Origin of the sequence: Vreelandella sulfidaeris (assembly GCF_042429665.1) — a bacterium.
GTDB lineage: Bacteria > Pseudomonadota > Gammaproteobacteria > Pseudomonadales > Halomonadaceae > Vreelandella.
This window is the reverse complement of sequence record NZ_JBHMAC010000014.1, coordinates 1-11,803: the sequence shown is the minus strand read 5'-3', so window position 1 is coordinate 11,803 and position 11,803 is coordinate 1. Positions and strand designations below refer to the sequence as shown.

Annotated in this window: 10 protein-coding genes; 7 read left to right on the top strand and 3 right to left on the bottom strand. The window is 51.8% G+C overall.

The features are described from left to right. Positions 1–102: 102 nt before the first annotated feature. From ACFFLD_RS17925 to ACFFLD_RS17915, 3 genes are all read right to left on the bottom strand, one after another. A complete protein-coding gene (locus tag ACFFLD_RS17925) occupies positions 103–330 on the bottom strand; it encodes a PA3496 family putative envelope integrity protein (protein WP_386042884.1) in 228 nt (75 codons plus the stop codon). Between the two features lie 192 nt (positions 331–522). After that, the gene (locus ACFFLD_RS17920; protein WP_386042883.1) at positions 523–957 is read right to left on the bottom strand and encodes a PAS domain S-box protein; all 435 of its coding nucleotides are present in this window, start codon (positions 955–957) and stop codon (positions 523–525) included. 223 nt (positions 958–1,180) lie between these two features. Further along, the gene (locus ACFFLD_RS17915; RefSeq protein ID WP_386042882.1) at positions 1,181–2,494 is read right to left on the bottom strand and encodes an MFS transporter; all 1,314 of its coding nucleotides are present in this window, start codon (positions 2,492–2,494) and stop codon (positions 1,181–1,183) included. A gap of 216 nt (positions 2,495–2,710) precedes the next feature. Between ACFFLD_RS17915 and ACFFLD_RS17910 the strand changes: the two genes are divergently transcribed. The 7 genes from ACFFLD_RS17910 to ACFFLD_RS17880 form a co-directional block, all read left to right on the top strand. Next, the gene (locus ACFFLD_RS17910; RefSeq protein ID WP_386042881.1) at positions 2,711–2,980 is read left to right on the top strand and encodes a SelT/SelW/SelH family protein; all 270 of its coding nucleotides are present in this window, start codon (positions 2,711–2,713) and stop codon (positions 2,978–2,980) included. Beyond that, positions 2,977–3,849 (top strand): DMT family transporter, encoded by an 873-nt coding sequence (locus ACFFLD_RS17905; protein WP_386042880.1) that lies wholly within the window; start codon positions 2,977–2,979, stop codon positions 3,847–3,849. The genes ACFFLD_RS17910 and ACFFLD_RS17905 overlap by 4 nt, the downstream gene beginning before the upstream one ends. Before the next feature lie 267 nt (positions 3,850–4,116). Further along, a complete protein-coding gene (locus ACFFLD_RS17900) occupies positions 4,117–5,973 on the top strand; it encodes a TolC family outer membrane protein (protein WP_386042879.1) in 1,857 nt (618 codons plus the stop codon). A 131-nt stretch (positions 5,974–6,104) separates the two neighbouring features. Continuing rightward, a complete protein-coding gene (locus ACFFLD_RS17895; RefSeq protein WP_386042878.1) occupies positions 6,105–8,276 on the top strand; it encodes a type I secretion system permease/ATPase in 2,172 nt (723 codons plus the stop codon). After that, complete coding sequence (locus tag ACFFLD_RS17890) at positions 8,276–9,706, top strand: HlyD family type I secretion periplasmic adaptor subunit (protein WP_386042877.1); 1,431 nt, start codon at positions 8,276–8,278, stop codon at positions 9,704–9,706. The genes ACFFLD_RS17895 and ACFFLD_RS17890 overlap by 1 nt, the downstream gene beginning before the upstream one ends. Then, complete coding sequence (locus ACFFLD_RS17885) at positions 9,706–10,332, top strand: response regulator transcription factor (RefSeq protein WP_386042876.1); 627 nt, start codon at positions 9,706–9,708, stop codon at positions 10,330–10,332. Before ACFFLD_RS17890 ends, ACFFLD_RS17885 begins: the two co-directional genes overlap by 1 nt. A gap of 204 nt (positions 10,333–10,536) precedes the next feature. After that, the coding region (locus tag ACFFLD_RS17880; protein ID WP_386072494.1) for a retention module-containing protein at positions 10,537–11,803 on the top strand (1,267 nt) is incomplete at its 3' end.

The following is an 11,803-nucleotide window of genomic DNA, read 5'->3' as shown; positions in this document are numbered from 1 at the left end:
CTAAGAGTGATGATAGTGGTCTGGGCCAGGAAAGGCTAGGCTACTTGAGGTGTTGACGAGCCAAGCCTTTCCATTCGTTGAGAAAGCAAAGCCGTTCAGCGCTTATTCTTCTTCGTCCCAGTCATCTTCAATGGCACGCTGAAGCCTGCGCTCTTCTAGCCATGCTTCAACTTGACGACGTGCGCGTAAGCTGTCTGCTTTGCTTGGTTTACTTTTGCCGTAATGGTCGTCATTGACGGCATCTAAACTGTCGAACTCATCTGAGTCGAGTACTTCATTGCCTAAGGTTTCATGACTTAGGGTTTCACGATTTAGGGGATCACGGCTCATGTGATGTCCTCCAACCCAGCTGGCGTACCAGCGTAACAACGGCTCCACTCGCTTTTCACATGCTGGTTACATTAACCATGTTAATGCTACGTGAAGCGCCTAGCGCAGTTCACAAGCGCCTTGCCGCTATATAACGCCAGTTGGGATGAAGTTCAAGCCCTGATGTTCTTTTAACCCAAGAAAGTTGGGTTTTTAGTTGTTTTCTCGCTGCTGCTGTAATTCAGCCAGCGCCAGCTGTGCCTCTACCCGTTCAGTCACATCTTTTTGAACGCCAATGTAATACATCAATTCGTCCGCTTCATCGTAGACGGGGGTAATAGAGAGTTCATTCCAAAACATGCTGCCGTCTTTACGATAATTACGCAGTATTTCGCGAGAAGGGCTGCCGTCTTTAAGCGCATCTCGAATAGCGGCTAGCGCGTCTTGGTCGCGGTCTTCATTCTGGAGAAAACGGCAATCGCGATACAGAATTTCATCCGCACTATAGCCCGTTAAGCGCTCAAAGCCTTTGTTGACGTAGATGAGGATATTTTCATCCCCCTCCTGTTCGGCGACCACAATACCGTCTTCCGATGCATCAACAATGCGTTCGAGCAGTTCTGGACTGATCAAGGGTGAACGTTTCATCAAGGGTTCCTTTGCAGCTCCGTCCTTTCCGACGTTCACGGCGTCTAATGCCTGAGAACAATCAGAATTTATAATTACTTATGGCAGGCAGAAATAGCAAAGGGTCGATTGCTCCCTGCTATTTTTACCTATCATGGCGAGCGTTGCCACGCATTGCAATCGTGAACGCAGGCCAGCATCGCATTACAGGTCTTAAGCGCTAATGACTTAGTGAGTTGTTCGTTTATTCCACCTCAGGTAATAGGCGAGTGCACAGTATGGCGCCAATGGCGATTATCGACAGCACCAAGAGCAATATGTCACTACCAAACCACTGGGCTAACGCCCCGATTAAACCACCGACCATGAGCATAAGTATGCCGGTTAGGGTATTCGAGAGGGCTACATAAAGTGCGCGATTATCTTGGCTCGCCATGTCGACAAGGTAGGTTTTACGGCCAAGACGTACGCCATGGTGAACAATAACCAGTAGTGCGTAAACGACAGCATAGGGCCAAATACTTTGTGTCCAGGTTCCAGGAAACCAGACCAGGCTGGCAGCAAGAAAACAGCAAATAGCGGTGCCTGTTGCCGCATCGCGCATTACGCCTCGGCTTGATTTGTCTGCACGCTTTCCCCAAACAGGGCTTGCGACCATCGCCGCTAGCCCCGAAATGACGATCATGATGCCCAAGCCGCTGAGGTCGGTGCCGCTTTGATTCTGCCCCAGCAGCGCGATGTAGGGCAGGGCGAGGGCGCTTGAGAGCAGAAGCGCACGAGTCAGGTTAAAAAACAAAAAAGTGCGGTCACTTCTTAGGAGCGATAAGCCCAGCTTAATACTATCCCAGCTGTTTTCGCCTCCCTCTACGGCGCCAGGGATTTCCACAATGCGGGCGGCTGATAACGCATTGATTAACCAACTGACGGCGGCAATGGCAAGTAGCGTTGCGACGACGATGTTGCCGGGCTGGCCATCAAACAGCATCAAGACGCCACCGGCTAAGAGCGTAGCACCGCCTGCCAGGCTGCCACTCCAGCCCATTAATGTGCCGCGACGACGTTTGGCAATGGTTTTACCCAAGACATCTTTGGTGGCAATAGAGGATAAACCGCGTGCCAGTGATAGTAGCGTTAGCGCTGCCAGCACGCACGCACCGCCGATCGAGCCTGAGGCCGTTAATGCAAGTACGCTGAGGGCTACTGCCGCCAGCGCTTGGATGAGCGCTCCTGCTACCCATACCCATTTTCGTTTAGGTCTTAAGCGAATAAAGCCTGCCACAAAAACTTGTGGTAGCAAGGCACCTGCTTCACGAATAGGCACCAGCAAGCCCACCATCCATACTGGCGCGCCAATAATTCCCATTAGCCATGGTAAAACCAAGCGTGCACTGGATAGCTCGTCGGCTAGCTTGTTACCTATTGAGGCCAGTAAGTGTAGAAAGAAGTTACGTGGCTGCGCATTGCACGCTTCTTCGGGTATGTCATCGCACATTCGACTATCTTCATCGCCCGTTAACCATTCATACAAACGTGTTTGCGATACATCGTGTTGGTTCATTGAGGCTCCTGTGCGGTAATGACGTTCTGTTCCATGATAATTAGCCCTAACCCACTATTGGCGGTCAACTAGCTTTCTATCAACTAGCTTTCTGTCAATTGATTTTCTATCAGTTGGTTTTCTGTCAATTAGCTTTCGCTCAACTATCTCGGCGTGGCTCAAACTGGCAAACTAATCCGTATAGGATGCCATATTCATTTGTCTGGGAGGTCAGGGATGTCACGTATAAAAATTCGCTACTGCACTCAATGTCAGTGGCTACTGCGAAGCGGTTGGTATGCGCAAGAGCTGCTTTCTACCTTTGGCGAAGATATTGGCGAGGTGGCGTTGGTACCTTCTCATGGTGGCACTTTTGAAATTTGGTGTGATGATCTGTTGCTATGGGAGCGCAAGCGAGACGGCGGTTTTCCTGACATCAAGTTGCTCAAGCAGAGGGTGCGTGACCAGTTGGAGCCAGGGCGGGATCTAGGGCATATCGACCGATGAATCAGGATCGCCAAGCCATACTGTACGGATTAGGGGCGGTCGCGCTGTGGTCCACGGTGGCCACTGCCTTCAAAGTTGCGCTTGCCTGGATGAGTCCACTCGAACTCATGTGGCTAGCCGCGCTGGTTTCCTGGGCGTTAATGGGCGCGCTGGTAATTAAACAGGGCAATCTCACCACTGCCCTTCGTTCTGGTTGGAAAACCTCATTATGGGCAGGGTTGATGAACCCGGTTGCCTATTACTTGGTTCTGTTTGCTGCCTATGATCGTCTGCCGGGCCAGGAGGCCATGGCGCTCAACTATACCTGGGCGTTGGCGATGGCTTTTCTGGCTGTGCCTTTACTTGGTCAGCGCCTGACGCGTATGGATATTATAGCGGGGCTGGTGGCCTATGCGGGCGTATGGGTTATTGCCACACGTGGAGCAGTATTCGATGTTGCCTTTGCAGATCCATTAGGTGTTGTGCTGGCCTTGGTGTCGACCTTGCTTTGGGCACTCTATTGGTTGCTGAATGCTCGCGATCCTCGCCCTCCGCTGGTGGGGCAGTGGCAAAACTTCAGTCTAGGCGTGCCTGTTTTGACGCTGTTACTGCTATTGGGTCCTGGTCTGCAATGGCATGGCTGGCCCGCCTTTGGTGCGGGTGTTTACGTGGGCCTTTTTGAAATGGGTATAGCCTTTATTCTTTGGCAAATGGCAGTGCATAAGGTCTCTCGCACAGCCAAGGTCTCCAATCTTATTTTCCTTTCCCCTCCGGTATCGCTGATGCTGCTTTTCCTGGTAGTCGGTGAACCCATTTTGCCTTCAACGCTGATTGGCTTGGTATTGATTTTGCTGGGACTGGGGTTACAGCAGCGGCAAAAAGTCAGCTAAACGATTTAGTGTTTTACGCTGGATCTAAATGGTTCACTATTTTTTTGTATTTTTTTGTGTAGTTGTATTACGCTAGGTGAGCCGTGAGCGTATATTAAGCCTATCAGCTAGATATGCTTACCAAAATGTGACTATTTCAAATTATCACTTCTAATGATAGATGCTAAGCTTTAGGCGGTTGGCCGCATACAAAAGCATGGAAGCATGGAAGCTAAACGCTTGGTTGAGTGACCAGAGAAGTGACATCAGCTATAGGGAACGTAACTAATGAAGCACGAAGTATTTATAAGAACCAAAACCATTAATATTCGCTGTGTTTCTCTGCCTCTAATGGCACTTGCACTAAGCATTGCACCGTTGACTAGCGCAATCGCTCAAACGCTTCCTCAAAGCCTGTATTCACCAGGCAATGATGATCTGCAAAGTGTCGTGCAAAAAGCTATCTCTACTAATCCTGAAGTTGAGGCCGCCTGGTCGCGTTTACGCGCCGCAGAAAATGATATTGGGGTGGCGAAAGGTAACTACCTGCCCAATATTGATGTGTCTGCTGGAATTGGCCGGGAAGCCATCGAAGGCGATGGTCGTGGCAGCTACGAGACTGATTTTGTCGAGCTGACCCTGACCCAAATGATATTTGACGGTTTTGCTACTCGAAGCGAAGTTGAGCGCTTGGATAAGGCGGAACTGGTCACCTATTACGAATTAATTGGTGCGAGTGAAAATACAGCGCTTGAGGCTACCCAAGCCTATTTAGACGTTGCTCGATACCGTGAACTGGTTCGGTTGGCGCAAGAGAATTACGCAAAGCATCAGGAAGTGTATCGGCAAATTGAAGAACGGACCATGTCCGGCGCTGGGCGTGGCGTGGATCTTGAGCAAATCAGTGGTCGTCTGTCGCTAGCAGAGTCCAATCTAATGACCGAAGCGACGAACCTGCATGACGTTACTGCGCGCTATATGCGTATTGTGGGCGACTTGCCGGCTCAAAACCTGATGCCTGCACCTGCTCTTGAAGAAGAATTACCCGCTAGTGTAAGCGAAGCCGTCAACCTGGCATTTGAAGGCAATCCCGATTTTCACGCCGCGATTGAAAATATTAACGTTCAGCGTGCCGAACGAGAAAGTACGCGTGCAGCGTTCATGCCACGCGTGGAAATCCAGGGCCGAACCGGCACTAATAACCAAGATGATGCCATTTCAGGTCGACGTGATGAACATAGTATTCAGCTAGTGGCAAGCATGAATCTATATAATGGCGGTAGCGACCGAGCCGCTTTCCGTGCCGCCAGCGACCGCATCGAAGAAGCCGTTAATCAACGCGAACTGGCCTGTACTAACGTACGTCAAACGACGCAAATTGCCTACAATGACGCTCAGCGTCTTCGTGAACAGCTGACTTATTTAAACCAGCATCGGCTTTCTATCGACCGCGTGAGAGGCGCTTATCAACAACAGTTTGATATTGGTCAGCGTACTCTTTTAGATGTGCTGGATAGTGAAAACGAGTATTTCGAAGCCAGCCGTGCTTATGCCAATGCGCAATATGATATTACCCTGGCCGATGCAAGGACCCTCGCAGCGACGGGGCAATTAATGCAAACGTTAGACATTATGCGTGATGATATGCCCACGTTAGCTGAACTAGGCAGTGACGGGGTGGACATTACGCCAGAGATATTGTGTCCAGTCGCTGGTCCCAGCGGATTTACATTAGAAGATTTTGTCGGTGGTGACTTTAACGCGCCTGCGCCGACTCGCGCGCCTGACGTCACCCTCTCCACCGATGCGCTCTTTCCCATCAATAGTGCTGTATTAGGGGTGAATACCCGTGAGGAGCTCGCTGAGTTAGCCACTGAGATTATGCAGCGTGATGATATCGCGCGCGTTTTTATTGCAGGCCATGCTGATAATACGGGCACCGATGCTATTAATGACCCTCTCTCTCAACAACGTGCGGATAGCGTTGCACGGTTCTTTGTTGAGCAGGGAGTAGAGCGTAGCCTTATGCAGACAGAAGGCTACGGCTCAAAACGGCCAACCGCTACTAACGACACTGTTGAGGGTCGTCGTCAGAATCGGCGCGTAGAAGTGACATTAGAGCGCTTTAATGAGTTAGCGACATAAGCACGATCATCGGTGTTGAAATAGTAGGCCTTTATTTGGCACCACTATGTGTTGGCTTTTTTTGAATACGCGCGTATGGCACATAGCATTGGAAAACATGCTATGTGCTATTTTCTTGTAAGGGGTGCACATTGTCAGAGCATGATCGAACGTTTTCTCGTAATGAGGCACTTGATTCTTCTTCCAATAATGATGAGCTGCTGCTTTGCTTGCAGGCAGTGGCCAGAATGCACCAGCATGAAATATCGTCTGAATCATTAACGGCGGGTTTGCCGCTTGAAGACGGGAAGCTGACGCCTTCGGTCTTTGCCAGGGCCGCTGCCCGAGCGGACATGACCGCTAGTATCGTCAAAAGTGGTTTGGCTAATCTCAATCCCGAATTGTTTCCTGTCGTTGTCCTTCTTGAGCCAGGCCGCGCGTGTATTGTCACCGCCATTGATATAAGGAAAGGGCGTGCGAAAGCTGTTTTTCCTGAACTCAATGAAGCAGAAGTAGAAGTAGGGCTTAACGAGCTAGCCTCTAGCTATTCAGGGGAGGCTATTTACGTACGTCCACGCCTTCGACTTGATAATAATCCTGAAACCAAGAAAAAGCAGCGCGGGCATTGGTTCTGGAGCGTCATTCAAGAAAACAGACGACTCTATCGCGACATCGTTATTGGCTCAGTCGCCATTAATTTATTTGCCTTGGCGATGCCGCTGTTTGTGTTGAATGTGTACGACCGAGTTGTGCCCAATCAAGCGACTGAAACGCTCTGGGTGCTGGCGAGCGGTATTTTTATCGTGCTCTGTTTTGACTTGGCGTTACGGCTAATGCGCAGCAGTTTCGTCGATCTCGCCGCGAGCCGAGCAGATGTAAAACTTTCCTCTTCCATTATGGCAAAAACCTTGGGGCTGCGGCTGGAGGATAGGCCTGCTTCTACTGGGTCTTTCACGTCTACCCTGCAATCATTTGAGTCGATACGTGCCTTTATTGGTTCCGCGACTATTCTCGGCATTGTTGATCTTCCTTTTGTGCTGCTCTTTGCAGCTATTATCGCGTTAATTAACCCATGGTTAGTATTGCCTGTTTTAGTCGGCATCGTATTCGTATTGCTCTATGCGTTAGCAGCTCAGGGTAAGTTGCATGAACTCTCTCAAACGACTTGGGAGGCCGGCGCCCAGCGCAATGCCCTGCTGGTCGAGTCAGTGTCTCAGCTGGAGAATGTAAAAGCGTTGCGAGCTGAAAGCCGGATTCAGCGCCACTGGGAAAAAGCCACCGCGTTTTTATCACGGACTAGTGCACAGCTGCGATTGGTAAGTACCTCCGTATCGAACGTGGCGCAATGGGCACAACATAGTGTGGCGGTCTGCGTCATTATTGTGGGTGTCTATCAAATAATTGAAGGTAATCTGTCTCAAGGCGGGCTTATTGCCGCTTATATGCTCTCCTCACGTGCGATGGCACCGGTCAGTCAGGCCGCAGCGCTGTTAGCTCAGTATCACCAATCCTCAACGGCGTTAGATTCGCTTAACCAAGTGATGGACAAGCGTGTTGAGCGCCATGAAGGTAAAGTCTATGTCGAAAAGCCTAGCGTAGCGGGTGATATTCGGCTGGAAAAGGTTACCCTGCGCTACCCCAATGAAGAGCGCGATGCGCTGCGTGATGTATCAATCTCAATTAAAGCCGGGGAAAAAGTCGCACTCCTTGGTCGCATAGGCTGTGGCAAGTCATCGCTAAATAAACTGCTGCTAGGCTTTTATCAACCCTCTGCTGGGGCTGTGCTGCTCGACGGCGTCGATATTCGCCAAATTGACCCTATACAGCTGCGTCGTCATATTGGCTACGTTCCCCAGGATGTCAGTCTTTTTTCAGGCTCTCTACGCGACAATATTGTCGCGGGGGGAGGCAGTGATCGTCTTGATGATGAGGCGCTGCTTAATGCACTGGATGTGGCAGGCCTACAGTCGTTGGTCAATAGCCATCCCCGTGGCGTGGATTTAGAAGTCGGCGAGCGCGGTCAGGCATTGTCGGGAGGTCAAAAGCAGTCCGTTGCGATTGCGCGGGCGTTAGTCCACGACCCGTCCATATTGCTATTGGATGAGCCGACAAGCTCGATGGATAACGCGAGTGAAGAGGCATTTAAAACCAACCTCAGCAATGTTGCGAAAGGGAAAACAATGCTGGTAGTGACGCATCGTACGTCGCTGCTTTCATTGGTGGATCGCATTATTGTTATGGACAGCGGCAAAGTCGTTGCGGACGGTCCCCGCGATACCGTAGTAGAAGCGCTCCGTAAAGGTCAGATTGGGAGGGCTTCTTAATGGCTAAAAAAACGACCGGTACTGCCGAACAAAAAGGCTTTGAAGCCATCGGCCGGTTCTCCGAAAAAGGCAAAAAACCTTTTCGTCCCTTCATTGATCGCTTGTTTGCTCGACGTGTCACGTCTGCTCACTTAAATCGCGACTGGGCGAGTGATACCGACTGGGCACGGTTACAACAAGAACCCATGCGGGCGCGCTTGTTTCTCTATGGCGTCTGCTTGGCGTTTGTGGCGCTTATTATTTGGGCCTGCTTCGCCGAGATTGATGAGGTGACTCGCGGGGCGGGTCGCGTTATTCCCGCGAGCCAGTTGCAGCGAATCCAGTCTTACGATGGTGGTGTCGTCGAGCAGATCATGGTGCGTGAAGGCCAGATGGTCGAGGCGGGTCAAGTGTTAATGCAAATTGACCCCACGCGTTTTGTGTCTGATTTTCGCGAAAACCGAGCGCAGCGGTACGCGCTACAAGCTAAAGCCGAACGCTTGCGTGCCTTAGTGACGGGGTCTCCCTTTGAGCCTGATGAAGAATTGCGCCAGGAAGTTCCGAGCATAGTGATTCAGGAGCGTGAAGTTTATGAGAGCCGACGTGAAGAGTTGCGTGAGCAAGAGAATGTTCTTAGAGATCGTATTCGTCAGCGGGAAGAGGAGTTAAGAGAGGCCGTTGCCAAGCGCGATACTGCTCAGCGCGAAGCCAATATGGCAAGCCAGGAGCTGAATCTAACGCGTCCGCTGTTGGACTCTGGTGCCGTGTCAGAAGTTGAAGTATTGCGCTTGCAGCGAGATGTGTCGCGAGCGACCGGTGAGCGTAATCAGGCTGATGCGGCGGTTTCCCGTCTGCAGGCTGCGGTAGAAGAGGCAGAAGGGCAGTTACTTGAGCTTGGCGCAGAGCGGCGAAGCGAGTGGCGTAACGATCTCGCCGAAACGTTAGGTGATTTAAATGCGCTGCAGCAGTCAGGCACTGGGCTACAGGATCGCGTTCGGTTGACGGAAATTCGTTCACCGGTCGATGGGGTGGTGCAGCGCGTCCATATCAGTACGATTGGTGGCGTTGCGCAGCCTGGGCAAGAAGTGATTGATATCGTTCCCAGTGACGACCAGCTTCTGGTCGAGGCCCGGATTGCTCCACAAGACATAGCTTTCCTGCATCCCGGCCAAGCCGCCACGATCAAATTGACTGCCTACGACTATGCCATCTACGGCGGGCTGAAGGCCGAGTTGGATCATATTAGTGCCGATACCGTTACGGATGATGAGGGCAACACTTTCTATATCGTCAGGGTACGCAGCCTTGCCGATCAAGATGTCGCGGATTCACTTCAAGTCATTCCAGGCATGACCGCACAGGTAGATATCATCACCGGCAAACGAACAATAATGCAGTTTTTGCTTAAACCTATTTTACGGGCATGGCGCGATTCAATGGGGGAACGATAATGGGGCATTGGTTTGTAACATTAGATGCCAGTCTAAAGGCGCGCTGGCAAAAAGCGTTTCCCGCTGCGCAACCCTCAACAGCTGAGGTGGTTGAACAGCAAGCTAACCCAGGAGATCTGGTATGGATCGCCAGTTCCGTTGCGTCATGGCCAGAACTAACTCAGCGTTTAGTCCCCATGGGGCTAACGGTGGTCATCCTTAGCTATTCACCTCACGATAAAGAAGCGTTGAAGGCGTTGGACTTAGGGGCGCGAGGGTATGTACACACCTTGGCCGCTGCGGATGTGCTTAAGCAGGTCGCTTTGGTCGTTTCTAATCAAGGTGTTTGGGTTGGTCAGGAGCTGTTGGCAAAAGTGATCGGCGGATCATTTAGAGCGTTAGCCCAGCGCGCTGAAAATACCTCGAATGCTTATGACGACCATCTTACTTTGCTTACCGAGCGCGAGCGTGGCGTCGCATTGGCGGTGGCGCGTGGCGCGACCAATAAAGAGGTGGCGCGCCAACTTGATATCACCGAGCGCACTGTTAAGGCCCATTTAAGTGCTATTTTCAAAAAACTCGCCGTGAGAGATCGTCTGCAGTTAATGCTTAAGCTTACCTCGATGAGCGAGCGGGTTAGCTACTAAATTAGGAAATTCTAAATTAGTGTTGCGTTCGTGGACTGAAGAGCACGTTTTCCTCCGTTTAGGCTTAGTTCGCCCTCCTTCTATTTCTGTCCATCGGTACAATATTTTTTTGTAGTTAGCTCACCTAGGATGATGGTATATGCCGCTAATTCCCTAGTGCCAACGCGCTAGAAAACGGCTTTTCAATTCATTCGGGAGATTAACATGGCAACTGCAACCATTGTTTCTATTACAGGTCAGGCTTGGGCGCGTGATGAAGCCGGTAACTTGCGTGAGCTGGGTATTGGTGATGTGTTGCAGGAGGGCGAAGTTCTCATTACTTCGAGCAATGGTAGTGTCGAGCTGGATTTTTCTGATGACACAGGTATTAGCCTAGTAGAAGGCGGACAAGAAGTTGCTGTTACGCCTGACTTGGTGAGTGACCTCATCATTGCTACCGACGCCAGTGCTCAGGACGATGACTTAGAAGCACTGCTTGCGGCGCTTGATGATGAAGATGGCGACTTACTCGACCTGCTAGATGCAACTGCTGCTGGCGGTGTTGGTGCCGGAGGAGGCGGTGGCGGTAGCGATTTCGTCCGCCTTGCACGTATTGCTGAAGAGACTGATTCACTGAGTTTTGAGACGTCCGGTGGACTTGAAGAAGCTGAGTTAATTGATTTTGGTGGCGCTCCTGATGCCGAAGCAGCAGCAGAAGTTGACACCACCGTTCCGACTGTCAGCGTGTCGCTAGAAGCCGCCACGGGCGACATCTACAGCGCCGACGAAATCAGCAACGGTGTTAACGCCACTATTACACTCGGCGCAGGCACCGAGGTGGGTGACACCCTGGTGGTCACCGACGGCAAAGGAAATGTTCTCCTCAACCGTCCGATCACCCAGGCGGACCTGGATAACGGTGTCAGCGTTACAGTTACCGATATCAATGCTGGCGACACGGCCCTCAGCGTCACCGCCACGGTCACCGATCCGGCTGGTAACAGCGACACTGCCACCGATAACGGCGTAATCGACGCCACCGCCCCGGCGGTCAGCGTTGCGCTTGAAGACGCCAGTGGCGACATCTACAGCGCCGACGAAATCAGCAACGGCGTTAACGCCACGGTCACGCTCGGCGCGGGCACCGCGGTGGGCGACACCCTGGTGGTCACCGACGGCAAAGGAAATGTTCTCCTCAACCGTCCGATCACCCAGGCGGATCTGGATAACGGTGTCAGCGTTACAGTTACCGATATCAATGCTGGCGACACCGCCCTCAGCGTCACCGCCACGGTCACTGACCCGGCCGGTAACAGCGATACCGCCACCGATAACGGCGTGATCGACGCCACCGCCCCGGCGGTCAGCGTTGCGCTTGAAGACGCCACGGGCGACATCTACAGCGCTGACGAAATCAGCAACGGTGTTAACGCCACGGTCACGCTCGGCGCGGGCACCGCGGTGGGCGACACCCTGGTGGTCACCGACGGCA